This is a genomic window from Marinomonas sp. SBI8L (genome assembly GCF_001624705.1).
Classification (GTDB): domain Bacteria; phylum Pseudomonadota; class Gammaproteobacteria; order Pseudomonadales; family Marinomonadaceae; genus Marinomonas.
The window spans coordinates 289983-316665 of record NZ_JSEO01000004.1 but is presented as its reverse complement, the minus strand read 5'-3'; the positions used below and the strand labels follow the sequence as shown (position 1 = coordinate 316665).

The 26683-nt window shown below is 39.1% G+C and carries 30 protein-coding genes; 22 read left to right on the top strand and 8 right to left on the bottom strand.

What is annotated here, in order from left to right; translation table 11 throughout:
* Positions 1-2 precede the first annotated feature (2 nt).
* From bamB to OA91_RS07705, 3 genes are all read left to right on the top strand, one after another.
* On the top strand, positions 3-1142 hold the full coding sequence (gene bamB, locus OA91_RS07715) for an outer membrane protein assembly factor BamB (protein ID WP_063337476.1): 1140 nt from the start codon (positions 3-5) through the stop codon (positions 1140-1142).
* 110 nt (positions 1143-1252) lie between these two features.
* Entirely contained in the window at positions 1253-2617 is a 1365-nt protein-coding gene (gene der / locus OA91_RS07710; RefSeq protein WP_046017488.1) for a ribosome biogenesis GTPase Der, read from the top strand.
* A gap of 173 nt (positions 2618-2790) precedes the next feature.
* Positions 2791-3450: a hypothetical protein gene (locus tag OA91_RS07705; RefSeq protein ID WP_063337475.1), complete on the top strand. Its 660-nt coding sequence runs from the start codon at positions 2791-2793 to the stop codon at positions 3448-3450.
* 29 nt (positions 3451-3479) lie between these two features.
* Here the strand turns inward: OA91_RS07705 and OA91_RS24015 are convergent, their stop codons facing one another.
* A complete protein-coding gene (locus OA91_RS24015) occupies positions 3480-3647 on the bottom strand; it encodes a DUF2496 domain-containing protein (RefSeq protein WP_071210284.1) in 168 nt (55 codons plus the stop codon).
* Between the two features lie 93 nt (positions 3648-3740).
* Here OA91_RS24015 and OA91_RS07700 point away from each other — a divergent pair, with 93 nt between their 5' ends.
* The 6 genes from OA91_RS07700 (at position 3741) to OA91_RS07675 (ending at position 6643) form a co-directional block, all read left to right on the top strand.
* Positions 3741-4388 carry a hypothetical protein gene (locus OA91_RS07700; protein WP_063337474.1) on the top strand — a complete coding sequence of 216 codons (648 nt, stop codon included), beginning with the start codon at positions 3741-3743 and terminating at the stop codon, positions 4386-4388.
* Positions 4389-4960: 572 nt separating this feature from the next.
* Complete coding sequence (locus OA91_RS07695; protein ID WP_063337473.1) at positions 4961-5224, top strand: hypothetical protein; 264 nt, start codon at positions 4961-4963, stop codon at positions 5222-5224.
* A gap of 28 nt (positions 5225-5252) precedes the next feature.
* A complete protein-coding gene (locus OA91_RS07690) occupies positions 5253-5510 on the top strand; it encodes a hypothetical protein (protein WP_082827839.1) in 258 nt (85 codons plus the stop codon).
* 28 nt (positions 5511-5538) lie between these two features.
* Positions 5539-5802, top strand: a complete 264-nt coding sequence (locus tag OA91_RS07685; protein ID WP_046017483.1) for a hypothetical protein — start codon at positions 5539-5541, stop codon at positions 5800-5802.
* Positions 5803-5828: 26 nt separating this feature from the next.
* Complete coding sequence (locus OA91_RS07680; RefSeq protein ID WP_063337471.1) at positions 5829-6092, top strand: hypothetical protein; 264 nt, start codon at positions 5829-5831, stop codon at positions 6090-6092.
* A 293-nt stretch (positions 6093-6385) separates the two neighbouring features.
* Positions 6386-6643 (top strand): hypothetical protein, encoded by a 258-nt coding sequence (locus OA91_RS07675; protein ID WP_063337470.1) that lies wholly within the window; start codon positions 6386-6388, stop codon positions 6641-6643.
* Positions 6644-6778: 135 nt separating this feature from the next.
* Here the strand turns inward: OA91_RS07675 and OA91_RS07670 are convergent, their stop codons facing one another.
* A complete protein-coding gene (locus OA91_RS07670) occupies positions 6779-7954 on the bottom strand; it encodes an SO_0444 family Cu/Zn efflux transporter (RefSeq protein WP_063337469.1) in 1176 nt (391 codons plus the stop codon).
* A gap of 41 nt (positions 7955-7995) precedes the next feature.
* Positions 7996-8418 (bottom strand): Zn(2+)-responsive transcriptional regulator, encoded by a 423-nt coding sequence (gene zntR, locus OA91_RS07665; RefSeq protein WP_046017479.1) that lies wholly within the window; start codon positions 8416-8418, stop codon positions 7996-7998.
* A 310-nt stretch (positions 8419-8728) separates the two neighbouring features.
* Between zntR and OA91_RS07660 the strand changes: the two genes are divergently transcribed.
* The 9 genes from OA91_RS07660 (at position 8729) to OA91_RS07620 (ending at position 17746) form a co-directional block, all read left to right on the top strand.
* Positions 8729-10525, top strand: a complete 1797-nt coding sequence (locus OA91_RS07660) for an ATP-binding protein (RefSeq protein ID WP_063337468.1) — start codon at positions 8729-8731, stop codon at positions 10523-10525.
* 65 nt (positions 10526-10590) lie between these two features.
* Positions 10591-11922: a cobyrinate a,c-diamide synthase gene (locus OA91_RS07655; protein WP_046017477.1), complete on the top strand. Its 1332-nt coding sequence runs from the start codon at positions 10591-10593 to the stop codon at positions 11920-11922.
* Positions 11923-11928: 6 nt separating this feature from the next.
* Positions 11929-13053 (top strand): cobalt-precorrin-5B (C(1))-methyltransferase, encoded by a 1125-nt coding sequence (locus OA91_RS07650; protein WP_063337467.1) that lies wholly within the window; start codon positions 11929-11931, stop codon positions 13051-13053.
* Complete coding sequence (locus OA91_RS07645) at positions 13050-13808, top strand: precorrin-6A/cobalt-precorrin-6A reductase (RefSeq protein ID WP_063337466.1); 759 nt, start codon at positions 13050-13052, stop codon at positions 13806-13808. Before OA91_RS07650 ends, OA91_RS07645 begins: the two co-directional genes overlap by 4 nt.
* A gap of 26 nt (positions 13809-13834) precedes the next feature.
* Positions 13835-14476 carry a precorrin-8X methylmutase gene (locus tag OA91_RS07640; protein WP_046017474.1) on the top strand — a complete coding sequence of 214 codons (642 nt, stop codon included), beginning with the start codon at positions 13835-13837 and terminating at the stop codon, positions 14474-14476.
* Between the two features lie 50 nt (positions 14477-14526).
* The gene (gene cbiE, locus OA91_RS07635) at positions 14527-15858 is read left to right on the top strand and encodes a precorrin-6y C5,15-methyltransferase (decarboxylating) subunit CbiE (RefSeq protein ID WP_231870336.1); all 1332 of its coding nucleotides are present in this window, start codon (positions 14527-14529) and stop codon (positions 15856-15858) included.
* A gap of 75 nt (positions 15859-15933) precedes the next feature.
* A complete protein-coding gene (gene cobI / locus OA91_RS07630; RefSeq protein ID WP_063337465.1) occupies positions 15934-16716 on the top strand; it encodes a precorrin-2 C(20)-methyltransferase in 783 nt (260 codons plus the stop codon).
* The gene (locus tag OA91_RS07625) at positions 16713-17486 is read left to right on the top strand and encodes a cobalamin biosynthesis protein (RefSeq protein ID WP_046017472.1); all 774 of its coding nucleotides are present in this window, start codon (positions 16713-16715) and stop codon (positions 17484-17486) included. Before cobI ends, OA91_RS07625 begins: the two co-directional genes overlap by 4 nt.
* Positions 17487-17509: 23 nt before the next feature.
* Positions 17510-17746, top strand: coding sequence for a DUF2164 domain-containing protein (locus OA91_RS07620; protein ID WP_046017471.1), 237 nt, complete (start codon positions 17510-17512; stop codon positions 17744-17746).
* 42 nt (positions 17747-17788) lie between these two features.
* On the opposite strand, the gene OA91_RS07615 is transcribed toward OA91_RS07620, so the two are convergent.
* Positions 17789-18142, bottom strand: coding sequence for a nuclear transport factor 2 family protein (locus tag OA91_RS07615; protein ID WP_063337464.1), 354 nt, complete (start codon positions 18140-18142; stop codon positions 17789-17791).
* A 50-nt stretch (positions 18143-18192) separates the two neighbouring features.
* Positions 18193-18648 carry a VOC family protein gene (locus OA91_RS07610; RefSeq protein ID WP_046017469.1) on the bottom strand — a complete coding sequence of 152 codons (456 nt, stop codon included), beginning with the start codon at positions 18646-18648 and terminating at the stop codon, positions 18193-18195.
* A gap of 111 nt (positions 18649-18759) precedes the next feature.
* Here OA91_RS07610 and OA91_RS07605 point away from each other — a divergent pair, with 111 nt between their 5' ends.
* Entirely contained in the window at positions 18760-19683 is a 924-nt protein-coding gene (locus OA91_RS07605) for a LysR family transcriptional regulator (RefSeq protein WP_063337585.1), read from the top strand.
* A 38-nt stretch (positions 19684-19721) separates the two neighbouring features.
* Here OA91_RS07605 and OA91_RS07600 read toward each other — a convergent pair whose 3' ends face one another.
* Entirely contained in the window at positions 19722-20930 is a 1209-nt protein-coding gene (locus OA91_RS07600) for an MFS transporter (RefSeq protein ID WP_197477776.1), read from the bottom strand.
* Between the two features lie 96 nt (positions 20931-21026).
* Between OA91_RS07600 and OA91_RS07595 the strand changes: the two genes are divergently transcribed.
* Complete coding sequence (locus OA91_RS07595; protein WP_046017467.1) at positions 21027-21917, top strand: LysR family transcriptional regulator; 891 nt, start codon at positions 21027-21029, stop codon at positions 21915-21917.
* A 77-nt stretch (positions 21918-21994) separates the two neighbouring features.
* Positions 21995-22894: an AraC family transcriptional regulator gene (locus OA91_RS07590; RefSeq protein WP_063337462.1), complete on the top strand. Its 900-nt coding sequence runs from the start codon at positions 21995-21997 to the stop codon at positions 22892-22894.
* A 73-nt stretch (positions 22895-22967) separates the two neighbouring features.
* On the opposite strand, the gene OA91_RS07585 is transcribed toward OA91_RS07590, so the two are convergent.
* Positions 22968-24527 carry a methyl-accepting chemotaxis protein gene (locus tag OA91_RS07585; protein WP_063337461.1) on the bottom strand — a complete coding sequence of 520 codons (1560 nt, stop codon included), beginning with the start codon at positions 24525-24527 and terminating at the stop codon, positions 22968-22970.
* Positions 24528-25082: 555 nt separating this feature from the next.
* On the opposite strand from OA91_RS07585, the gene OA91_RS07575 reads away from it, so the two are divergent.
* On the top strand, positions 25083-25607 hold the full coding sequence (locus OA91_RS07575; protein ID WP_063337459.1) for a DUF1439 domain-containing protein: 525 nt from the start codon (positions 25083-25085) through the stop codon (positions 25605-25607).
* 96 nt (positions 25608-25703) lie between these two features.
* Here OA91_RS07575 and phnR read toward each other — a convergent pair whose 3' ends face one another.
* Complete coding sequence (gene phnR, locus OA91_RS07570) at positions 25704-26411, bottom strand: phosphonate utilization transcriptional regulator PhnR (protein WP_063337458.1); 708 nt, start codon at positions 26409-26411, stop codon at positions 25704-25706.
* Between the last annotated feature and the right edge of the window lie 272 nt (positions 26412-26683).

Sequence of the window (26683 nt, the reverse complement as noted above, 5' to 3'; positions counted from 1 at the left end):
TCGTGAATAAATTTTCTCTGTTACTAGTGGTTTTGACAGCATTTGTTTTACAAGCTTGCTCACAGTCTCGTCCACCCTTATCAGCCCCCGCTCGTATGGTTAACCAAGTTGACCTAAGAACGGACTGGCGAAGAAGTGTTGATGGCGGTTTTGGTGAAGCAAGTGAGCGTTTTAATATAGTAAATGAAGATAGCAGTTTATTTTTTGCTACTAAGCGCGGCGTAATTTACCAAATTGATGCAGAAGATGGTCATCGAATTAAACGTATTAAAGTAGACAATGCCGATGTCAGTGCTGGTTTGGCAAAGAATGCAGACCTTGCATTTATTTCTACATATGATGCTGAATTAATTGCTGTTTCATTAACACAAGAAGCTGAAGTTTGGCGTAAAATGCTCACTTCAGAAATTTTGTCAGAAGTGGCTGTTGTTACCAATAAGCTAGCAGTTCAAACCTCGGATGGCTGGCTAAGTGTATTGGACGCTAATACGGGTGATACACTTTGGCGTACAAAAGAGTCTGTGCCAGCTTTAAGTGTACGGGGCACGAATGTTCCTATCATTACTGACGGTAAAGTGATTGCTGGTTTCTCTAATGGTCAACTTAAAGCATATAGCTTACTAAATGGTAAAGATGCTTGGTCTTTTGAAGTAGGCAAACCAGAAGGTAAGTATGAAATCGAGCGTTTGACTGATGTTGATGGACGATTATTACTTTCTGATAATACACTCTTTTCAACCGCATATAATGGTACAATCAGTGCCATTGATGTGAGCAATGGAAATGCATTGTGGCAGCGTAGTATTCCGAGTGCTTTATCAACCGCTATCATAGATGATTTGCTTATTGTTATTGATCAGGAAAGTAAAATCTTTGCTTTGAATGCCAGATCTGGCAACTTAGTTTGGCAACAAGATCAGCTAGCAAACAGAGATTTGATTTCACCTGTGATTTTTAAGAATCAGATAGCAACAATAGATAGAGCGGGTTATGTGTACATATTAGATAAAGACTCTGGTGAAGTGATTGCTTATAAATTGGCTGATCAAAATTTACCAGTAGGCAGTAGGATGGTGTCTAATGGTGAACAATTGTTTATACTTACGCCAAATGAACATGTAACCGCCTTAACGATTGATTAATTAGCTATCGAGAGTCCTAATCTCTAGTTAAAATCCGCTAAGTTAGGTTTTTTAAGTGGCTAGCGTCTTCATATAGGCGCTAGCCACTTTGTATTTATAAAGGTAAAAAAATGATTCCAGTTATTGCATTGGTTGGTAGACCCAATGTTGGTAAATCCACTCTGTTTAACCAATTAACACGATCTCGTGACGCCCTTGTTGCAGATTATCCTGGCCTAACTCGTGATCGTAAATACGGTGATGGTCGTATTGGTGAGCATGAGTTCATTGTTATTGATACTGGTGGTATTAGTGGTGATGAAATGGGAATTGACGAGAAAATGGCGCGGCAATCCTTACTTGCCATTGAAGAGGCTGATACCGTTCTATTTCTTGTGGATGGTCGCCATGGTCTAAACCCCGCTGATGAAATGATTGCTAATCACTTACGTCGTTCTAATAAACCTACTTTCATGGTGGTCAATAAGACAGATGGTATAAATGAAGACGTTGCGCTAGCAGACTTTTATAGTATTGGTCTAGGTGACCTTCACCCGATTGCTGCATCTCATGGTAAAGGTGTCCATAAACTAATTGATATCTGTATGCTGCCTTTTGCCGAGCAAGTTCAAGAAGCCAAAGGTCAAATTGATATTGAGTCAAAAGGGACTCGTATTGGTGTGATAGGCCGTCCTAATGTGGGTAAATCGACTTTAGTTAACCGTATGTTGGGTGAAGACAGGGTTGTTGTTTACGATATGCCTGGTACAACACGCGATAGTGTTTATATACCTTACATTCGAAATGAAAAAGATTACACCTTAATTGATACTGCAGGTGTACGTCGTCGTAAACACATTAAAGAAGCTGTAGAGAAATTCTCGATCGTTAAAACCTTAAAAGCAATTCAGGATGCGAATGTTGTCATTGTTGTGATTGATGGCCATGAAGACTTGGTTGAGCAAGACTTGCATATGATAGGCTATGTACTAGATGCTGGCCGCGGTCTTGTTATTGCTGTCAATAAATGGGATGGGCTCGATCAGTATTCTAAAGAGAGAATTAAGACGGAAGTCGAGCGTCGTTTAGGTTTTGTTCCTTATGCTAAAGTGCATTATATTTCAGCTCTTCACGGCACGGCTGTAGGTAACTTGTACGATACAATTGATGAAACTTATGAATCTTGTTATGCGAAATGGTCAACTAATCGTCTAACACGTATTATGGAAGATATTGTTAGTGAGCATCAGCCGCCGCTTGTGAGAGGGCGCAGAATCAAGTTGCGTTATGCTCACCAAGGTGGCTCTAACCCGCCAAGAATTGTTATTCATGGTAATCAGGTTGACTCTTTACCTGGCAGTTATAAAAAATATTTAGAGAATAAGTTTAGACAGGTTCTTAATATTACAGGTACACCAATTTCTTTTGAGTTTAAGAGCTCAGAGAACCCATACGCGCCTAAAAAGCATTGGCGTACAGGTTCAGGAAATGGATAAATAGGATAGTTTGAATAAGTTATTGATTTATAATGATTAAAAGCAGCCTTCTACGGCTGCTTTTTTTTACCTGAATTTTTATGTTACTAAATAGGCGCTTTTTTAATATTTTGATTTAAAACCAAAAGTGATATTTCTTATGACTTTAGTGGGGATGTTTGGAATAAGAACGGATGAAATTAGCGAATGTTAAGAAAACATCTGAGGTGCTACTTCAAAAGGGGTTAAATGCTCAAACTTTGAGTAGTTACTTTACCCAGATAGTTGAGCACCCTTTAAATCATGGAAAACGACTCGGAATGATTCGTTTAAGTCGTGATGCGCTATTGCAAACATCTGTCATTATTCAAATAGAAGAGCAATTAAATAATTGGCAATTTAACTACAAAATTTTAGCTATATGGTTTGAAGTGAGTGAGCAATCTAAGCTTTTAGATGACTATATTGGGTCAGAAAATGAAACCATTCAAAATCGCTTGCTCAAAAAGATTAAGAATTATTCAAAACCTAGTGTACTTTGGTGTGGTCAAGGCGCTATTTTATCAAATTCCTTATTCAGTAAAGTGAGTTATTGTTTGGTGGAGCGTGATGCTGGATACCCACTTATAGGATATAAACCTATGTATGAACGGGCTAAATCGAGTTTTATGTTAAATCACAAGTTAGATTACTCTAATGCTATTTGTAAAGGTTCCCATACTTGTGTGTTACCTGTACTAGATGGTCGTAGAGGCTTATTAGAGCGTTTATCGAGCCAGCCTTGGCAGAAGCGGGTATGTTTAAATCCTAGTGCTAAAATGAAGGAGATTTTCCTTCAGGCAAATATTAGCTAAACACGCTGCGTTTCATCTATTAGATGACATTAGATTTCATCGGTTTTAGTCATGTTACTATTAAGCTTTGCTTTATAGTCTTCCAACACAATACTGAGAGCTGCTATAGCCGTTTCATTATCAACTTTGTTGGTTTCCAAAATTTCTATTAGGTCAACAGCCAGTTGGATATGTTTAGGTGCACTTTCTAGAGACATTTTAGTTTTTACTTCCTTCCTATTTAATTAGTCGAAATATACCATATAGCCAAGTTTTAGTTTTATTAACAAGATACATATAGAGGCGATAGTTTGCTTAAAAATACGTTTTGGTTAGAAAAATGGCAATCAGGACAAATAGGGTTTCATCTTGATGAGGTAAACCCATTATTAGTTGAGTACTGGCCTGAGCTTAATCATGATTCAAAAATACTAGTACCTTTATGTGGTAAGACAAAAGACCTTATCTGGCTCGCAGAGCAGGGCTATAAGGTAGTTGGAGTTGAATTATCAGATATTGCTATACGAGACTTTTTTAAAGAGAACCAGCTTACGTATGAGCAGAATTGGTATGATGGTGTTGCTTATTATCAAGCGAAGGAGCTTGATATTTTGTTAATTGAACAAGACTTCTTTGAGTTTAGAGAAGCTGATTTTGATGCTTGTTACGACAGAGCATCTTTAGTTGCCATCACTCAGACCGCTAGACCTAGTTATATACGGCATCTCAAACAAAGGCTAAAACCTAGTGCCAAGCTTATGCTGGTAACACTCGACTATGCTTATCAAGATGGCAGAGAGGCTAACTCCCCCCCTTATAATGTCATGGATGATGAGGTTTTTGAGTATTGGTCAAGAGTTAAAAAACCACTATTTAGTCAAGACCTCTTCTCACAAAATCCACGATATAAAGCAAAGGGGTACTCTTATTTCGCTGAAAAGGTTTGGTTGATTGCTTAGCTGAATGTGATCAATTTGTGCTCTTGTATGAGTTGATTCTTATCATCTGAATTTAGGTGTTTCCCTATCTCATTCATTAATCAAGCTTTTTTAGAATAGAGATAGGAAGGCAGTCAGGAATGTCTAATTTTTACTTAAAAAAAGCTTTATATAGAGGGTGCTTTAACTTGGTTTTCAGGCTTAAAGCCCTTTGAAAATAGGCGTAAACACATAAAAAAAGCACATATCTAATCAATTGTGCAAGTGTAATAAAAAAATCCCTCATCTTCATTCCAAAAGGCTATTACTAACTAAACTTAAGTACTAAAAAATGATGCTAAAAGTGCCTAATAAAGGCTAAATTCAGCCCAATTATAAACATTTCTTTCACAATTTATTCTTCTCTCCCTATATGTGCATATTCATCACAATATATGCACATTTAATCAAATTAGCACATCGCTTTTCCAATTTTGTAAACACAGGGGAAGAGAGCGTTTGGCTATTTTATTTATTTTTGAAAACGCTATTATATATTTCATCAACAGGGGGGAACAAATCTTCCCAATTAAAAACTTTAAAGGTAAATAAATATGAAATCTATTATCTCTTCTTTTTTAGCAATTGCAGCATTATCAACAACCGCTACTACAAGTATGGCAAGTGATTATTCTGATGAAGTTAAAGATTTAAAACTAAGTGTATCTGCATTAGAGAAACAGCTTGAAATTATGGATGTTGAATATAATAACATCGAAATTAAATTAGGTTTAAATAGAGCTCAAGAAGTAAAAGCATTAGAAGGTAAATACTCTGCTCTAAGAAATGAGTTTGTTAATGCAACTTACTCTAACTAATATTTTAAATTTTAAAAGGTTAATCAAAATGAAAAAAATCACATCATCACTACTAGCAATCGCTGCGTTATCTACTGTAACAACTTCTGCACTTGCAAGTGATTACTCTGATCAAGTAAGAGATATTAAAATAAGTGTTTCAGCTCTGGAAAATCAATTAAAAAGCATGGACGTTGAATATCATACTGTAGAAATCGAATCTGGTTTAAATAGATCTCAAGAAGTAAGAGCATTAGAAGCTAAATACTCTTCTTTGCAAAATCAATTTAACAATGCTCAATACTAAAACTAGTTTAATTTAAAGGTAAATTATTATGAATAAAACAATCGCGACAATTCTTGCTGCTACTGCTTTATCAACTACTGCTAGTTCAGTGTTGGCAAGCGACTACTCTGATGAAGTAAAAGATATAAAGATTAGTGTTTCTGCTCTAGAAAGACAGCTTGAAAGCATGGGTGTTGACTATAACACAACTAACATCGAAGCTGGATTAAATAGAGCGCAGGAAGTAAAAGCGCTAGAAGGTAGATACTCTGAGCTTCAAGCTCAATTTAACAATGCACACTTTGCTAACTAATATATTAATTTAAAAGGTACTTTATTATGAAAAACTTTATCGCAACCACATTCGCTGTAACTGCATTATCTATGGCCGCAACTTCAGCGTTAGCAACAGATTATGCTGACGAAGTAGAAGATATTCGAATCAGTGTTTCTGCACTTGAAAACCAACTTGATAGTATGGGTGTAGACTATAACTCATCAGATATCGAGTCAGGATTAAATCGCTCTCAACAAGTTAAAGCTTTAGAAGCTAAATATGATTCACTGCAAACTATTTTTCAAAATAACCATGTAGCTAACTAATATGGGCTGCTTAAGGAAAGCTAAGTTTATTCATTAAACTTAGCTTCTTTAGTTTTTATTACCTCAGTTTATTCCTCTTCACTTATCTTTTTTACATATTACCACCTCTGCATTGTTTTATTTCTTTTGTTTTTTTCTCTACATTCATTTTGAATTTTTCTTTCAATTTCAAAGTTTTTTTACACAATCTTTTGAAATCTGTAAATACAGTGGAAAAGGGTTTTAACTACATATTTAGTAATGTTTTACATATATAATTAACTTAAATATTGAACTTATCGGAGAAAATAGAAATGAAGTTTTACAAGCTAGGTTTTATAAGTCTTGCACTTGTGACTTTTATGTCTAGTAATGTGCAGGCAAAATCAAACCCAGATAAAGAGATGTATGATCTTAGGGTTGATATTAGTGTTATGGAGAAAAAATTACATACATTAGGTGTTGATGTAAATATTAATGAAGTACCTAACTATGGTTCGCAATACTTGCAAGATCAAGCGTTAAGGTCTCAGTATACAAAGCTTCAGAAAATGATGGAGCAATTTGATTAGAAAAAGCTTGTTTATTAAAGCTAGTCGAGAGCTTGAGCTTAGACTCCCTTTAGGGCGGTTACTAAAGTGCCTTGTTTAATTATATTGAATAAAGCCATATTAATTGAATACAGCTTTATACTTTATTGAAATCATTTAGTTAGCGTAATTCACAGATAAGAATGCGAACTTTTTTCTTAACTCATTTAGCATGAGTATTGCGAGTAGGATAGCAGGCATATAAGTTAGTGTTTCAGGTAGTAACTGATGTTCCATGCCTACAAGTGGGACAACACTAAAACCATAGTTCTGTACTAGATAGTCAACGACTGTTCCAAAGAATAAAGCGCCTCCTAATACACCTGTTAAATAACCAATTAGAGATCTAGATCCCAGTTCCTTATAGACAACTCCTAAAGTGGCTATATTTGTCGCAGGTCCTGCCATCATGAAAACTAAAACTGCACCAGGGGAAATACCACTAAGCAATAATGCAGCTGCAATAGGAGTGGATGCTGTTGCACATATGTACATGGGAATAGAAATTACTACCATGACTAACATAGCTAGAATGCCACTCCCCCAAGTTTCCAAAAAGCTTGCTGGTAAATAGGTCTGAATGGCAGCAGCGAAGAATAATCCTACCATCAACCAGATACTGATATCTTTTATTAGATTCGTACTGGCAAATGTTAAGCCTGTAATAAGTTTTTGCTTGAATTCTGATTGAGTTTCCCCATGCTCGCTTTCACAGCAAGAGCTCTCTTGCTCATTTTTTTTCTTATTGCCACAACTTGATCTTGTTATATTTTCCTCTTTAGAGCAGGGTGTCTTCTTGGTGCTAGAAGATACTTCCTTATTGCTTTTCTTAGAGGCGCAACATGAGTCAGTATTTGTATCAGTCTTAATATTACTGCTTTCTATTTTAATTTCTTTTTTGTCATTACCAACTAATAGCCCAGCGACTATCGCACTGGAAATAGCTGCTATGGGTCTGATCACAGCCATAAATGGCCCTAACATGGCATAGGAAACAGAAATAGAGTCGATACCGGTTTCAGGTGTCGAGACTAAGAATGATGTGGTGGCTGATTTTGATGCTCCTGCACGTCTTAAGCCAACAGCAGCAGGAATAACGCCACATGAACATAAAGGTAAAGGCGCGCCAAAGAGAGCGGCTTTTAGTATAGGCTTAGTGCCAGTACCACCAAGTTGTTTTTGCATCCAGTTCATGGGGACAAAACTATTTAGTATGCCAGCTAAAATAAGACCAAGTAATAACCAAGGGGCAGAGTCTAAAAAAAGTTCTAAGAAGTTTTCTGCGAATAACATGCTATATCCTTTTTATGTTTGATTAAGCAATGACATCCAGTTCAAAGCTTGCTTGCTGAAGTTTGATTGTTTGCTAACGCTTCTAATATTGTGCAATGAAGAGCACTTTCGGCTCCGCCACAACAGGCATCCGATAAGCTTTGTAATGAGTTTTCAAGACGCTCTAGCTCAGCGAGTTTTTCCCTTACTTGGGTTAACTTGTCATCGACAAGCTGTTTTGCATCACCACAGGTTCGATTAGACTTATCCAAATTAATAGATAATAAGTCGGCTATTTCTTTCAAACTAAAGCCAACAGACTTTGAGGTTAAGATAAACTCAAGGCGGCTTTTATCCGATTCTGTGTAAAGACGATAACCTGCATTGGATCTTTTAGAGGCTTGGAATAAGCCATTCTTTTCATAGAACCTTAAAGTATCTGTACTGATTTGACATAACTCAGCAAGTTCACCAATTTTAAACATAGTGATGACTCCATAATTGCGATAATGCATTGAGTATAAACCCTAGACTAAGATCTAAGGTCAAGGCTTTAAATGAAATATGAAAGGTTCCCTATATAGTACTCAGCAATGCAGTATTCGAGATGTTTAATTTAATGCTGAGAAGTTGTTATTTTTTCACTTTGTCTTGAATTATGTGGTTAATTAAGGCTATTTGTATTGAATTTTAAGAATCGTGAAAAGCTGAAATTGACAAGCTAACATGGCCTAGATAAGGTCACAGTTAAGACACGGTTTAGGCCGTGAGAATAATTACTTTTTGGTTTGTTTTATGACGTCTCTTCCTCACTTTGAGTTCCCCTTTACCGCTGTTGCCGGCCAAGAAAATTTTAAACTTGCCCTTACGCTTGCTGCGATAAACCCCTTATTAGGTGGCGTATTGGTTAGTGGGCCAAGAGGGAGTGCAAAGTCGACGCTAGCACGTGGCTTAGCTCATGTATTACCTGATTTAGAAGCCCCTTTTGCAACTTTACCTTTAGGAGCAAGCGAGGAGAGACTATTAGGAACGCTTGATCTAGATAAAGTGCTAAAAAACAAAGAAGTCGCTTTTCACCCAGGCCTATTAAGTAAGGCTCATGGTGGTGTGTTATATGTAGATGAGGTCAATTTATTAGCTGATAATCTTGTCGATCAACTTTTAGACGTTGCCGCAAGTGGTGTAAATAGAGTTGAACGTGATGGTATTAGTCATGAACATGCCGCTAAATTTATACTTGTTGGTACCATGAATCCTGATGAAGGGGAGTTGAGGCCTCAGTTACAAGATAGATTTGGTCTCATGGTTGAGTTGGCTAATAACTATACTTTGGAAGAGAGGGTTCAGATTGTTAAATTGAGAGATGAATTTGATCAGAACCCTCAAGCCTTTTGCGAAAAATATAGAGTCAAACAGAAAAACCTTAGGCAAAGTATTGAAATAGCACAGCAAAAATTACCACATATTGAGTGTAGTGATGAGATGCGCCTATTAATCGCTAAAGCTTGTTTCCAAGCGAATGTTGATGGAGTAAGAGCGGATATTGTTTGGTTAAGAGCAGCAACGGCATATACCGCTTGGCGAGGTGGAAAATCTGTCACTCGAGCAGATTTAGATATGGTTGCAGAGCTAGTATTAGCCCATAGAAGGCAAGTAGGATCATCTTCACCGCCAAGTGCTGGCAGCTCAACTCATCAAGACATGACTCAAAAGCCAAACTCATCGCAGAATAAGACTAGGCGACCAGATACCTCAAGATTGAAAGACTCTCATAATCCTGTTGAGCAAAATCAGCAAGGACAAGTTGATAAACAAGATGAGGATGAGAGCCAGCCAAATCAAACTGAGGATGATTGGGGGAGCATGCCTGCCCAATCTCAAACTTTAGATAACAATATTCGTTTTGATACAAAGCTAGAATCTAAACGAAATAATGAATTTAAAACCTCTATTGAAGAGCAAAGTTTTTTTTTAAGTAAAGGCGATAGTGCTCAAGGAAAAGGCCTTAATAACAGCTTGCCTGGTAAGGCAGTGGATTGGCATCAAACAATTTCGCAATCGGCTGATAGTGAGGGTTTTCAATGGCCTCCGACAAAGCTTCATAGACAAAAAGCACGGACGAGTCAGGGAATGTTACATCTGATTTTACTTGATTGCTCTGCTTCCATGTTAGGACAAACCGTCTTTGGAAAAGCTAAGGGCGCTATTTTAGATATTGCACATCAGGCCTATATAAAGCGTGAACAAATCGCCATGTTTATCTTTGGTAATAATGAAGTTAAGCAAGTACAGGCGAAAGTAAGAGCACCTAAAGATATGAGTGAATTCCTCAATAAAATTGAAGCAGGAGGTGGGACGCCCTTTCGTGATGGACTATTAGAAGTCGCATCTTGGTTAAAGCGTTATTATAAGCAATCTCCAATGAGCGTCAGTCATACTTATATTTTTACTGATGGGCGCACTCAAGCAGATGTTGCTGATATTGAGCTAAAGGGTAGTTGTAGTCTGATAGATATTGAAGCTAGCGCCATCAAAAGGGGCCGAGCGCAGCAGCTCGCCCATGCGATTAAAGCTGAATATTTTACAATTTAAATGATAAGCCATTTTATAACAGCAGGCTTATATTAAGTATTAACCATATTTGGGGACGGTTCTAAGTGAGTAATCAAGTTAAAGCAAGTATTTCTTGTCCAGCATTATTTTTATCTGCACCTGCATCCAACCAAGGTAAAACTACCATTACAGCTGCACTTGCAAGGTATTTTACTAAACAGGGCAAGCGCGTTCATGTGTTTAAAACTGGACCAGATTACCTAGACCCTCAAATCTTAGCTCAGGCATCTGGGATAGCGGTTGAGCAACTTGATATCTGGATGGCAGGTGATGCTTATTGCCAGCAAAAGTTTTATGAAGCAGCGCAAGAGGCTGATCTTATTCTAGTAGAAGGAGCCATGGGCATGTTTGATGGCGAACCATCAAGCGCCGATCTTGCCGCTCGCTTTAATATACCGCTTGCTATCGTGATGGATGTAAAGGGCATGGCTCAAACTGCAGCGGCACTTGCCTCAGGTATGGCAAACTTCCGCGATGATATAAAAATAGCAGGTTTAATTGCTAACCGTTGCGGTAGTGAACGCCATGCTCAGCTGATAAGAGATGCTTTACCAGAAAACCTCCCATTACTTGCCAGCTTAAAGCGGGATGAGGATATTGTTTTGCCTGAGCGTCATTTAGGTTTAGTGCAAGCCAATGAAGTGCAGGATGAGCTTGAGCAAAAGTTTGAGGCCGCTGTAGATTGGCTGATGCAGTCAAATGATAATCAGCTTTTAGATTTGCCTGAGCCCGTGACCTTCTTCCCTGCTGAGTTAGAAAAGAATGAAGAGCACCTAGGATTATTAAAAGGGAAAACCATTGCAGTGGCTTCAGATGCTGCATTTAGTTTTATCTATGATGCTAACCTTAAATGCTTAACTGAGATGGGAGCTGAAATATGCTTTTTCTCGCCATTAAAAGATAAGGTTTTGCCAGACGCTGATGCGCTTTGGTTACCAGGAGGCTATCCTGAATTACATACTCAAGCCTTGGCAGAAAATCAGGAAATCAAACAAGAAATTCAAAATTTCTTTGCTCAAGGAAAAGGTATTTTAGCTGAATGTGGTGGCTTGCTTTATAGCCTAGAAACCCTGACTGACTTAAATAATAATACTTATCCTATGCTAGGCATTTTAACGGGAGATGGTGCCATGAGAGGTAAACGAGGCTGCCAAGGAATGCAAACAGCCATTTTGCCAAGCGGCGAGGTGAGAGCTCATGCACACCATAGGTCTCGTAGTGAAAATACACCAGAGCCTATTAGCTTTGGCCGTCGACAAAGGCACCCAGCACCGGGTGAAGCTGTCTATAAAGAACAAGGCTTAGTTGCTAGCTATTTACATTTATTCTTCCCATCCAACCCTGTAGCCGTCGCTGCGATTTTTAATCGAGCTTAATGTTATATGTGGCCTGAAAGCAGCGAAAAGGTACAAACCTTACGAACAGGGCTGACAACTGGCTGTTGTGCTACTGCTTGTTGTGTCGCTGCAGCTCAAGCTCTATTAGTAAAACCAGATAACCTAGCTCGAAAAGTTGAAGTGAACTTGCCTAAAGGGCAGTTAGTTAGCCTAGATATACTTGCATACCAAGTGCTCAATGAAGGTATCAGAGTTAGCACAATTAAAGATGCTGGAGATGACCCTGATGCCACCCATGGTGCAACTATTTTTGTCGAACTTACGCTAACAGCTAAAAAAGGCATTACTTTTTTAGCTGGAGAAGGGGTTGGAACTGTTACCAAAACGGGTCTGGTATTGGCGATAGGGGAACCCGCTATAAACCCTGTACCAAGAAAAATGATGCAGGAGCATCTACAAACCTTGGCTGAAGAGCTGGGCTATCAAGGTGGTTTCCAAGTAAAAGTAGGGGTTGAAAATGGTGAGCAAATTGCGCTTAAAACCATGAACCCTAGGTTAGGCATATTGGGCGGCTTATCCATTTTGGGCACGACTGGGATTGTTAGGCCTTTTTCTTGTGCTGCCTATATTGCTTCTATCCATCAAGGGATTGATGTAGCAAGAGCTAATGGTTTTACTCACCTTGCCGCGACAACAGGTAATGCCAGTGAAGCGGCGATTAAAGCGCATTATCAGTTAGATGAAACCGCATTAATCGAAATGGGGGATTTTGTTGGTGCACTTTTAAAGCATACTCGTAAGTTGGAAAAAACGAAAAAAGGTTTAACTAAGCTGAGCATTTGTGGTGGTTTTGGTAAGTTGACCAAATTAGCTAATGGTCATATGGACCTGAATAGCAGAGTTTCAAGTATTGATTTTGAGCAGTTAGCGCAAATAGCAGCAGAGCAAGGGGCGACTGAAACTTTACTGACAAAGATTAGAAGTGCCAATACCAGTATTGAGGCCTTAAAGCATTGTAATGAGAGTGATATCGATTTAGCGGCTTTTGTGTGTGAAAAAGCGCTTACTTTTTGTCGACATTATATTCCTTATCATATTGAACTTGAGGTATGGGCGATTAATCGTAAAGGAGAGTTTATTGCTAGTGCGAAAGAGGCCGCAACACGATGAAAATACTTTTGTTAGGTGGCACAGCGGATGCCCGTCGACTATGTGATCGTTTAATTACGCAGAATTTAGACGTGATTTATAGTATTGCAGGTCTTGTGAGAACCCCTGATCTTGATTGCGAAATACTAGTCGGAGGTTTTACTCAGTTCGGTGGGCTAACTCAGTATGTTAAAGAAAATGGAATAGAACTAATCTTAGATGTTACTCACCCTTATGCTCAAAAAATGAGTGATCAAGCTGTGGTTACTGCTAAAGAAACTGAGGTGCCAGTATGGCGCTTTCATCGACCTGCTTGGGTAGCGACAGATAAAGATGACTGGCAATTTTATCGAAACTTTGACGAATTGGTTGCACTTCTAGAGAAGTATTCTTGTCCTTTATTAAGCGCAGGGCAATTGAGCTTAGAGGCGCTAATGTGCTTGCATGAGCAAGATAATTTGAAAAAACTTGTATGGAGAACGGCTGTACCACCCAAATTCTGTTACGAAAAACTGACAAAACTGCATTGGGTAAAGGCAATTGGACCCTTTTTGTATCAAGATGAAAAAATATTGATTCAAACGCAAGATATTGATGTTATTGTAAGTAAAAATAGTGGTGGTAGCTCAACATCAGCAAAACTACAAGTTGCTCAGGATATGGGACTAAAAGTTTTAATCTTGGAACGGCCAATATTATTAGAGCCAAATCGAGAGTTTGACTCATTAATTGAATGTGCTGATGCTATTATGCAGAGTCGAATAAAACCTCGCTAACATTGCTGCTAAATACGGATAAACTTTTGAAATTTGAATACGAGTTAAACCCCCAAACTATCGAAAAAAACAGCTTCCTACAAATTAGAGAACTGACTCAACTAGATAGCTTTAGTCTAGATGAGCAACAAGTTGTTATGCGAATTGTACATAGTATGGGGTTACCAGAAGCAGCATCTCAGGTTAGGTTTAGTTTGAATGCCTGTACTGCTGGTAGAGATGCATTAGCTCTCAATGCCAACATTCTATGTGATGTAGAAATGGTGAAGCAGGGGATTACTAAGCGAATGGTGAATAAAGAGCCTATGTGCTTTTTAAACCATGAACAAACCCCCGCTCTAGCTAGGCAAAAAGGTGAAACGCGTTCTATGGCTGCACTAGAGCTATGGCGTCCTTATTTAGCTGGTAGTGTTGTTGTTATTGGAAATGCACCTACTGCCTTATTTAGATTAATGGAAATGATTAAAAAGGGGGCTGAAAAGCCAGCCCTTATCATAGCTATGCCAGTAGGTTTTGTGGGAGCGGCGGAGTCCAAGCAGGCTTTGTGGGATTGCCACCAAGAATTAGGGGTTGAATGTATTACCTTGCTGTCTCGAATAGGAGGCAGTGCGGTATCGTCAGCCAGTTGTAATGCTTTATTAAGATGTAATATTGGTGAGTACTACTAGCCTCTTGTATCGAAATTTAATGTTAGTGCGTATTTGCAACGGAGTGGAAAGTGCCAGAATTAACCTTATCTGAGTTAGATTCTACAGGTTCAACAGTGAATGAACTGCTGATACATGTGGTTGGATTAGGCGTAAAAGAAAACGTTAAACTCGATCAAGAAACACAAGATATTTTGAACCAAGCTGATTATGTTATGGGGTCAGTACGTCAACTAGAAACTGTCGCAGACTATCTAGATGCAAGTGATAATGGCCAAGTGAGTGGCTATCGTCAGGTTTTACCGCCTATTAAGGAGCTTAAAGCAAGGTTTGAAAGCTTTAAACAAGATGGCAAAAACAATATTGTTGTTTTAGCCTCCGGAGACCCATTATTTTTTGGAATCGGCGGTTGGTTAAGTCGCCATTTTGACGCTAAACAATTACGTTTTACTCCTGCCGTTTCGAGCGTGCAGGCAGCGTGCCATAAACTAGGTATTTCACTACAAGATGCTCAGGTTGTCAGTGTTCATGGAAGACCTGTTGAAGCCATACGTCGTCATTTACAAGCGAATAAAACCCTTGTTCTATTAACTGATTCTAACAGCACGCCTCAAGTGCTCGCAAAAGAATGTATTGATGCTGGCCTTTCTCAATCCAAATTGCATATTTGTGAAGCAATTGGTTACCAACAAGAAAAACTCAGCCACTTTATTGCTGCGGATCTTGTTGAGCTTAAGTCACTGGTTTTTGATTCGCTAAATGTTGTGGTGATAGAAACCTCAAATCAGACGAGCTTTTTTCCTGAGTTTCCAGGTATTGAAGATGAGAAGTACATCACGGATAAAGGTGATGGCAAAGGCATGATTACTAAGCGTGATGTTCGCTTATCTATCCTTTCGTTACTGCAGATTTGTGATACAGATGTGGTTTGGGATGTTGGCGCAGGTTGTGGTGGTGTTGCGATTGAGATGAGTTACTGGCACGAAAAAGCCCATATCTATGCAGTAGAACATCATCTAGGCAGACAAGAGTGTCTCTCTGCTAATCGTACTCGTTTTGGTGTAATGAATAACCTTTCTCTTGTTTCTGGCAGAGCCCCTGAATCCTTATTAACCTTGCCTAAGCCAAATAAGGTATTCATCGGCGGTAGTGACGGTAATTTAGATTCGATACTTTCACATGCTTGGCAAACACTTGATACGAATGGTGTATTAGTAGCAAGTGCCGTGACTGAGAATACTAAGTTAGCGTTACAGCAGTTTTTCCAAGCTAGGTTAGAGGCGGGCGATGCAGAAACGGAATCGAAGCAAGTCTCTCAATCTAAATTAGATTTGCTTGCTGGCCAGCAAGTCTATCGCCCAAGTTTGCCTGTCACTCTGTTTAGATTTAGAAAACTAAACTAGTCTTATTCTCTATTAATCCATTGCCCCTAGCTGTTTTATTCAAGGTATGGGGCAAACAATTCTCTGTGGTGCCTTATGCCTTCTGTGTTTACTTCTGCAAGTATTCAAAACTCTCGGACAGACCTAATTAAAGGCCGTTTTATTGGGGTGGGCGTAGGGCCAGGTGATCCAGAACTTATTACGTTAAAGGCACTAAGACTAATTCAAGCGGCGCCTGTGGTTTGCTATTTAGCCAATGATAAAGGGCAATCTCAGGCATTAACGATTGCCAGTGAAGCGTTTGGTTCATGTTCTCGTGAGCAAGTGCATATCGGCATTCAGATGCCCATGTCGATTGATAGAGGCTTGGCTAATCAGGCTTATGATGAGGCGGCGATCTCTATTAAGGCTCAGTTAAAAATGGGCTTAGATGTGGCTTTTTTATGTGAAGGTGACCCTCTGTTTTTTGGTTCTTTTGCATACCTGCTAGATAGATTAAATACTGAGTTTGACTGTTTGTCTGTACCCGGTATTTCGTCTGTACATGCTGCATCCTCTGCTTTAGTCCACCCTTTAACCATGCTTAAAGAATCCTTTACGATAGTTAGCGGGCGTCATACTCAGGGGCAATTAGAATCGGCTCTTACTCAGAATGACACGGTAGTGATTATGAAGGCAGGCCGTGCCAGATCAAAGATTCTAGCTGCATTAGAGCAAACAAAGCGTGTGAAAGAGGCCCAATATTTAGAATATATTGGACGTGATAATCAAAAAATAGTTACAGATATTACTAACTTAAAGGATGAGTCAGGGCCTTATTTTTCATTATTCCTGGTGACAAGAAGTGATGAAAAAAGGCATAAGGATAGCTATTCATGATTCAAATTTTTGCTTTGACTGAACTAGGTTTATGCCTAGCCAAAAAATTAGAACAAGTCTTGCCTAGTGATGAAATTAAGGTGAACTATAAGCCAAGCCCTTTTGCAGAGCAGGTACAAGAAGCTTTTAAACAAGGTGATAAGCTGATCTTTATTTGTGCTACTGGCATTGTTATGCGCACTTTAGCACCTGTGTTAGAAAACAAATATCAAGACCCACCAGTGCTTGTTCTTGATGAAATGGGTGACTTTGTTATACCACTTCTGTCTGGTCATGAAGGGGGAGCAAATGATTGGGCCTATCAAGTATCTTCGCTGATCAAGGCACAGTTAGTTATTACTACTGCATCTCCTTATTTAAGGCCTGTATATAGTATCGGTATGGGATGTGAAAGGGATTGTGCTCTGGTGTATCTAGAAGAGTTAATGCATGAGAGCCTGCTAAAAGCTGGCCTTTCTATCGAGCAAATAGATAGCTTCCATAGTATTGATATTAAAGCGGATGAAGTGAATTTAATTGCTTTAGCGCAAAAGTATAATAAGCCTTTTAGAACTTGGAGTATTGACGAGTTAAGCCCAATGAAGCGCTTACTAAGCACACATTCAGATTATATTTTTAATACAGTTGGAGTCTATGGTGTGGCTGAGTCTGCGTGCCTCGTTGGTTGTCAAAAAATTACTGAGACTGAGCCAGAGTTAGTCTTACCTAAGCATAAAAATGCAAAGGCAACCTGTGCTATCGCAAGAAGCTTTCCCGCTAAAGACGCCTAATTTAATAAAGAGTGAAAACGAATATGTCTAAATTTACCTTTACTCAACTAGAAAAAGATAAATTAATCCCTAAGCTAAAGCAGCATATGTCAGCAGAGTTTGAATTAGATCTTGGCGGTTTTGAAGCAGAATTTTTATTAGATTTTATTGCTAAGGAATTTGGGTCTAGTTTTTATAACAAGGGTCTTCAAGATGCTCAAGCGGTTGTCCTTGAGCGAATGGAGGTCATCAACGAAGAGATCTATGCATTAGAGAAATAGCAGGTTATCTGATAGTCAGCTACTTCTCCTTATGGCCAGCTTTTAAAGTTGGCTTAGATCTGCATAGACTAAATAATCGACTATCTTGTCATCTTCTAGCTTTAAAATAGTGGCAAAATTCGCACTCGTCTTTGTTTGATCTAATCGAATATAACTTACCTCACCATGGCAGATGAGTCCGCCTTCCACCTGCCAAATATTGTCTAACCTATGTTGCATACTTTGAATGCTAGTAAAGAAGGCTTTGTTTGCTTCTAGTACAGCGACCTTGCCTTGTGTGCAAGGAAAGTTTGCTAGTTTAAAGTTGACCTGATCAGCTAGAAAAAGAGAGAGTTTCTCTAGACTTTTTTCATCGACAGCCTGATATAGACGCTTCATAAACTGATTTGCTTGCATGTGAGTATCTCCTGATATTTAAGTTTTACCTTGTTAGTCTTAATGGCTTTTTAAGCGCTTGCTACTCGAGTAATGCCAGACGTTTCACCACCGTATAAATTTCTCTGTGCGTCTTGATCTGACAAGTACTCGATGAACTCAAATTCAAACCCCGCTGGGTCAATAAAATATAAAGTTTTACGATAGGGATGGTCGGCGCCAATCGTCGCAATTTCATAGCCCTTATCCTTCAGACGCTGAGCAATTTCTTCAAGTTCTGTTACCTCAAAACCTATGTGAGCTAGGCCCATATCATGGCTTTTTAAATTACGGTTTTCTGATGTGCCACCATCATTTAGGGTGATGTAGTTTTCCTGGGTACCCACATGGCACCAACGACGAAAAACGCCATACCATTCACTTTTACCTTCTCCTCTAATTTCCCATTCAGGAAAGGCTGTTAGAAGAAAAGAGCAACTAGCTTCTATGTCCTTTACCACTAAATTTACATGTTCTAAACGGATCATATTTCTCTCCTTACATGAGTTAGTAGGTAAAGCTTAGTGCTAGGGTGATTGTTTGATAAGCCCGCTTATGGGAAGATGATTAATGAAAAAAAGTTAATAATTGGTGGTTTTATGTTTGAAATTAACAGTATTCCTGTCTTTATTTCAGTAGTTGAGCAAGGTAGCTTCTCAAAAGCCGCAGAAGTGTTAGGTTTTTCTAACTCTGGTGTGAGCAAGCGGATTAGTGCTTTAGAGGCTCAGTTAGGTGTAAAGCTTTTATACCGATCTACCAGAAAACTGAGCTTAACTGAGGCGGGTGAGCGCTATTATCAACACGCTCAAAGAGCCTTTGAAGCGGCAAAGGAGGCTGAAAGTGCGGCAACGGGTTTGCAGCAAGAAGCGCAAGGTGTATTAAGAATCAGTGCGCCTATGTCTTTTTCGCGTAGTCATATTGCCCCTATTATCCCTAAGTTTTTAAAAGCTTACCCTAAGATCAGTATCCAACTGGAATTAAGCGATACCTGGTCTGATGTGATATCAGAGGGATATGATCTTGCGTTAAGGGCGGGAGACCTTCCAGATTCCAGTTTGGTTGCTAAGCCTCTAGCGCCATTACACAGTGTGATTTGTGCTGCCCCAAATTATCTAGAAGAGTTTGGTTCCCCCAAGGAACCTGCTGACTTAGTGCAACATAACTGCCTTTTATACTCATATCACTCGACTTCAAATGAGTGGTTTTTTAACCGCAATGATGAAGACGTTAGGGTCGAAGTAAAAGGCAATTATCAGGTAAACAACAGTGACGCATTGAAAGAAGCCCTGTTAACGGGTTTAGGAGTGGGGCGCTTACCTAGTTTTATTGCAGGTGAGGAAATTAAAAAAGGGAATTTAATCCCTTTATTAACAGGCTATCAAATGCCGTATAAAAACCTCGTTGCGCTTTATCCCCAGAGGCAATACCTTGCTAAAAAAGTCAGTGTATTTTTGAGTTTTCTAGAAGAGCAGTTTGATCAGAATTTACCTTATTGGGATGATTGGAAAAGGTCACCATCATAGCTGTGATCCTGTATGTTTATAGACATCTCAAATTGAATTTATATGATTTGTGGGTTTATCTCCGATCTTGTTTTGAATAAGGATAAGCCCAGTAAAAATATAACAATTAATGCAAAGAGTGATGCCATTACAACCCCGTTCCAGCCATAGGCTTGCCAGAATGGATCAAGGTAAAAACTGCCAAAACTTGCACCCATATAATAGAAGGTCAGATAGAGGGCACTTGCACTCGCATTGGCTTTTACTTTGGAGCGACTTGCTTGTTTACTGACCCAAGCACTTGCAGTGGAGTGAGTCAGAAAAAAGCCAAAGCTGTTTATTGTTAAGCCAAAAATGATGGCAAAGAGACTTAATTCTAGCGTGATTAGAGAGCCAAGTATTAAAAAACTTGTACCCAGCATCATACAAGTAGGCTGAGAGTATTTAAGGGCTAGTTTTCCTGATAAAGAAGAAGCACATGTGCCTGCTAAATAGGTTAAAAACAGCATGCCTATTAATTTACTAGAGAGTGAATATGGGGCTGACTCAAGAACAAAAGTAATATAGCTATATTGATTAATAAAAATAAAAAAGCTTAAACCTCCAATGAGATAGGCGATGATGAGGTACTTATTTGCTAGATGCTGTCTAAAGTTGCCTAAAATAGTACTTAAACTTAAGGTTTTTGCAGAAAAGTGCTGAGAATTAGGCAGTAAATAAGCGAAGCTAATTAGGCAGAAACTTGAGATACCAGCCATGATAAGAAAGGTATTGCTTAAGCCTTGCCATTCTCCTAGAAAGCCTCCTAACAGACGGCCTCCAATGCCTCCTAAAGAGTTTCCTGCAATGTATAGACCCACAGCAATTGTCATAGCATCAGATTGATATTCTTCTGCAAGATAGGCTATTGCCATGGCAGGCAGACCGGCTAAAAAGAACCCCTGTACACCTCTCAATATTAATAAGTCTTGATATTGGGAGGCAAAAGCCAGAGCAAGGGTGGTGATAATAATACCCAGCATGGCCGCTAGCATTAGCCACTTTCTACCGAGTGCATCTGAAAGAGGGCCGAATATCAGCAAAGACAAACCTAAAACAAAGGTTGTTATAGTAAAGCTCGCATTTGCTTCTAGACTAGAGATGCCAAATTGGCTGGCTATCATTGGCAACAAAGGTTGGGTCACATAAACATTGGCAAATACCATAAAAGAACCAATAAGTAGGGCTAGGTTCGCTCGCCAAAAAATTTTACTGCCTGTCTGTATCACTGTCATTACTCTATTGTGCTTAAGATAAATTGACTATACGCAGACATTTAAAATCAATAAAATTCATATTAATGATCAAATCTATAAGGATTGTTGATGGAAATTAAGCAGCTTAGATATTTTTTAGCCGTTTCAGATGATTTAAGTTTTACCAAAGCCGCATCAAGACTAGGTGTGGCTCAGCCTGCTGTGAGCATGTCTATCCAAAAACTTGAGCAAGATCTTGAATTAACCTTACTTCATCGCGCTGATCGTAAAGTCAGCCTGACTGATGAGGGCAGAGCGCTTTATCAATATGCTCAAAGAATTATTCAGACACATGATGATGCGGAATTGGAGATGAATGAGCGCAGGGGCTTAGTAAAAGGCGATGTGAGAATCGGTATTTCTAGCATGCTGGGTTCATATTATTTTCCGCCTATTCTGATGGCATTTAAGCATCAATACCCAATGCTCAACCTTGAAGTCATAGAGGGTGGAACCTCAGACCTTCAACATAAGATAGAAAAGGGAGAAATTGACCTTGGTGTTGTTGTCGCAGAAGATGTGCCAGACAGCTTGGAAATGCGTTCTATTTTAACCGAAGAAATGCTAGTCACAGTGGATGAAACACACGCCTTCACTGAACTTGAAAAAATCACCCCAGAGCAGTTTTTTTCACAAGAATTAGTGATGTTTAAGCAAGGTTATTTTCATCGAAAAGCGGTTGATAGATTAGCAAAAGAGACGGGAGCAAGTCTTAACATTGGTTTTGAAACAAACCTACTTCCTCTTATAAAATCTATTATTAAACAAGGGTTTGGTATCTCCACCTTGCTTGCTATGGTAACCCAAGATGATGAGGCTTTGATTACTCGACCTTTTGATCCTCCTATTTTTTTAGATCTAAATATAGCGTGGCGAAAGCATGGTTATTTATCCCATGCTAATAAGGCATTCTTGGACTTTTTATTAGCCTATACGCTTACTCAAAAGAAAGATTTGTAATGGCGTAAATTGAGCAAGATTTGCTAAATGGGCACTTGTTAAACTGATTTTACTGAAACCATGAAGGGAAAGTTTGAATGGCGGTATCTAAAGTACGTTATGAATCACGATTGCAAAAGCTTATTGATTATATTTACTCACACTTAAATGAGAGTTTGGATTTAATCTCAATGGCTGAGGTAGCGGGTATTTCCCAATATCACCTGCATCGAATTTATACCAGTATTTATGGAGAAAGCCTCTCTAGTATGATCAAACGCCTACGGTTGCATAAATCAGCTGGCTTGTTGGTGAATACTGATTTAGCAATTGAAGAAGTGGCAAAACAATCGGGTTATCGTCATCTTCAATCCTTCTCTCGTGCTTTCAGTGCTGAATTTGGTCTTCCTCCAGTCGGTTTTCGACAGCAAAGGCAGGTTAAAACCAATCATCAAAGCCATTTATTAACGCCACATGAAGTGGCGAGGGAGAAAATGAGTATGCAAGATGCCAAATTGAATAATGAGTTTTCGGTCACACTAGAGCAAGTCGAGCAAGATCTAGCCTTAGTGGCTTATCCACATCAAGGTTCTTATATGAACATAGGGCAGGCATTTGAAAAACTCTTAGGTTGGGCGGGAATGCGTCAATTATTTGATCAAGATAGCCGAATGATGGGGGTATATTTTCATGACCCTGATAATACGCCAGAACAAGATTTGCGTTCTCTTGCTGGGTTAACGTTAGCGTTAGAAAAGCAGCCTAGTTTAGATGCGCCTTTAAAGCAGTATCAAATAGATGCCGGTAAATACGCTGTTTTGCATTTTAAAGGCCCTTATGCGGATATGCACAGCGCTTATCGTTGGTTTTTCGGTACTTGGTTACCTGAATCAGGCCATGAAGTTGCGGATAAACCGCCTTTTGAAGAGTACTTGAATGACCCTAGGCAAGTTCCTCCAAGTGAATTACTCACTGACATTTATATGCCACTTAAATAGCGATCAGGTGCTTGTTAAATGGAATATAGCAGCTAACCATAAAGCTAAACTGCTTTACGGTTAGCTGGTTTTGTTAGGCCAGACGTCGGAATTGCTTAACCAGGGAGTCTTGATCTCCTAGCTGCTGACTTAAACTAGAGCACTCTTTCACGGTTTCATTTGCTAGCGATGAAGTGCTGTTACAAACGTCGCTGATAGATTGAATATTGGCATTCATTTCACTTGAGACTTGGGCCAGCTCATGAATAGCGCTGGCAATTTGATCGTTTTTATTTGAAATGTCTTTTACCTGATTAGAGGATGCTCGTAACTTTTCACCAGTACGCTCTGCGCTTTCTACACAGATATCCGCTTGGATATTACCTTCTTTCATGGCTGATACTGCATCTAAAGTCGCTCCCTGAATTTGAGTAATAACCTCCTGAATCTCCTTGGTCGAATCTTGACTGCGTTTAGCCAAAGCCCTGACTTCATCAGCAACTACCGCAAAGCCGCGGCCTTGTTCTCCCGCTCTAGCCGCTTCAATTGCAGCGTTAAGTGCCAGTAAGTTAGTTTGTTCTGCAACGCCTTCGATAACACCTAATACATCATTAATTGTTTTGCCGTGCTCTTCTAATTGGCCTATCACATGTGATGCATTATTGAGTTGGCCCGCAAGACTATGAATTGAGTTAACGGTTTCACTTACTGCTTGTAATCCATCTGTGGCGGCATCATTAGCTTGCTTTGCAGCATCAGACGTATTGACTGCATTTTCAAGAATTTCATTGGCAGTGGCATTCATTTGGCCAACAGCAGTAGCAACCAGCTCTGTTTCTTGGGTTTGTTTATCCAAGTTATCTGCTGTCATCGAGCCATTATTACTGGATATTTGGGCAGAGGAGCCTAGCTGGATATTCGAATCTTGAATTCTACCTACTATGGCATTTACTTCGAATTGGCGCATTTTTAAGGCTAACTTTATTTCAGAAATATCGTTGATTTTGTCGTTATAAATCAGTTCCATAAGTGGATTATCAAAGATCTTCCTCGACTCTTTACTTAAGGCTTCTAATGGTCTGGTAAGCCAATAGGTTGCTAATGAGCTAGTTAAGAATAAAAATGCCAAAGCGCCAATTGGCGACACACTTTGGATAAAATAGGAAATAACTAAGCAAGGTAAGAAACTGAGGCAGGCTCTTTGCCAGAGTCGTGTACGAGGAAGCTTAAATGCGAGAGGGCTCTTACCAGAACGGATTTTTGCATAAATCCTTTCTGCATTTTCCACATGTTTTCTTTTTGGCGTTAAACGTACTGATTGATACTCGGTTGTTTTACCATTCTGAATAATGGGGGAAGCGAAGGCATCAACCCAATAATGATCTCCGTTTTTACAGCGGTTTTTTACCAGCCCCATCCAAGATTTTTGCTGCTTGAGGTTATCCCATAAATTTTCAAAAGCCGCTTCTGGCATGTCTGGGTGTCGAACAATATTGTGAGGCTGCCCCAATAGCTCAGATTCACTGAACCCAGAAAGGCTAACAAAGTCCTTACTGACATGGGTAATATGACTAGAAGGGGAGACAATAGATAGGATGTTAAAATCTTCGGGGTAGCTTTGTTCTTTGCCTGTGACTGGGTTGTTTATTCTCATAGTTTTCTCAGTAAATACTCTAAAGCTAATACAAATGTCGGTAAAGTTTTCACTAGTTCACGAACAGTGTATATGCCTTGAAAGCGCTTATTTGTAGTGAAAAGTTTACTGAAATAATGGCAATTTCATTTTAGTGTAAACTTGTGTTTTAAAAATGATATGGGTCAGACGAAGGCCAAATGAGTGGTTTTTTGAAGGTCTTTATTTCTTCAATTATGTTCACTTTTTCCACTCTTTTAGAGGCAAAAAAGCGCTTTTTAAGGGTAAAGTACAAATTTATAATGAGACAGGTAGCTTTGCTTTAACCCTAAAGAAGCCCTTAGGTAGGGATGAATAACAGCTTTCTTTTTATAAATCCTTAAGGCTTCCTTAAGCTTTGATGGTTAGGCTAGATAACCTGAAATTAATCACCTTTTAATGTAAAAGGTGCGAGTAAGCTGCTATTAGCATTCGAGTTTAGATTCTCGTTTTATGTAAAGGATTTTGAGCAGGCAAGAAAATCGAGGAACTTATTCGTAGGTTACCTTGTTATTAATTAATATTTGAGAGAATGAAATGAAACTACTAATTACCTGCCTTTTTATCGCAATGACTAGCTTTGCAAATGCTTTTTCTTATACGCAAAATTTTACTCAAGCAGAGCTGCAACAAGAAGTTGAGAAAGTAATGCCGATTGTTAAAAAGAAATACTTTATGACAATCACCTTATCTGATCCAAAAATTGACTTGATAGAAGGTTCTGATGAGCTAGGCCTTAAATCTCATATTAATGTGAGTGCTCCGGGCGGCTTGCAAGGGGATGGGATAGTTCATGTGGTAGGTCAACTTGATTACAATCAGGCTGAAGGAGCACTGTATTTCAAAAATGCTCGTTTAATTGAATTGAGCCTTAATGGCGTTCCACCAGAAATTCAGCCAGAACTGAAAAAAATTGCCCAGTCTAGCCTGACTAGAACTTTATCTCAGCGTCCTGTTTATGTACTAAATGATCAGGATGTAAAACAGAAGATTGCTAAAGCTACCTTGCAATCCATCATTGTGAAAAACCAAGAGTTAGAAATTACCTTTGGTATTCTTTAATTCGCAATAAGCTTGGTATAAGGCTCAAATGGAAGTTTTAGAAAGAAGGTGTTTTGCTAAAGAAATGCCTTCTTTTTTTGTGTCAGTATTTTTTATCTATTCTTTTATTAAGGTCGCCACGGACTGAATATTAATGGCATCGTGGCGCCAATATTCTAGATCGCAATCGATTAAGCGGCCATTTTGGTCATGATTGACTCTTTCTACTAGCATGGCTGGGCTTCCTGATGTTGCTCTAAGTGCTTGCGCAATCTCCCCCTGTAATGAACTAGTTCGAATATGATATCGGGTTTGGCTATAAAGAATGTCGTAATCTTCCTTATAGGTATGGGTAAGAGACGCTATAAAATCTTTTTCTTGTAACTCCGGGAAATATTCAGCGATCACATAATTTATTGTGACAGCAACGGGCCTATTATCTAAAAAACGCAACCTTTCTAACTTATACACCTGGGTAAAGGCTTCTACTCCTAATAGCTTGGCAGCATCCCTTGGGCAAGGTAATAACTCAGCATTCAGCAACTCAGACCTAGGTTCACGTTTGGCTTTAATTGCCATAGTTTTAAAGTTGTCGGTATTTGTTGGGTCATAGGCAAGTGCTGTAGGTGATACAAACCAACCACGCCTATCTTCACGGAAGATTTTTCCATCAGACTCTAATAAGGAGAGGGCTTCTCTTAATGTTACTCGGCTAGTATTAAAGGTCTCTGCTAGTTTTCTTTCAGCGGGAAACTTACTTCCAGGGGCGAGTAATCCAGCTTCAATTTGTTCATTGATGGATTCCATTATTTTTAGATACTGCAAAAAAAGCGTTTCCTATCATTAAAAGCGAGTGGGGTATTTGGGGAATCATAACAAAGGCACCTTCTTTACTAAAGTAGGTGCCTGAAAGTTAACTAGGGAACCTGCGAATAAGTCCTCCCGCCTCAGCGTGTGGATAAAAGCCTCTAGATTTATGGCGAGGAGCGCAACTTAATAGTGATTCTATTGATAAGGTTCTCAACATAAAGATAAGGCTTTTAGGCCACGCCCTTCGGGTCTTTCAGAAAAAGTAACACCCTGTGTTGTCACTTCTC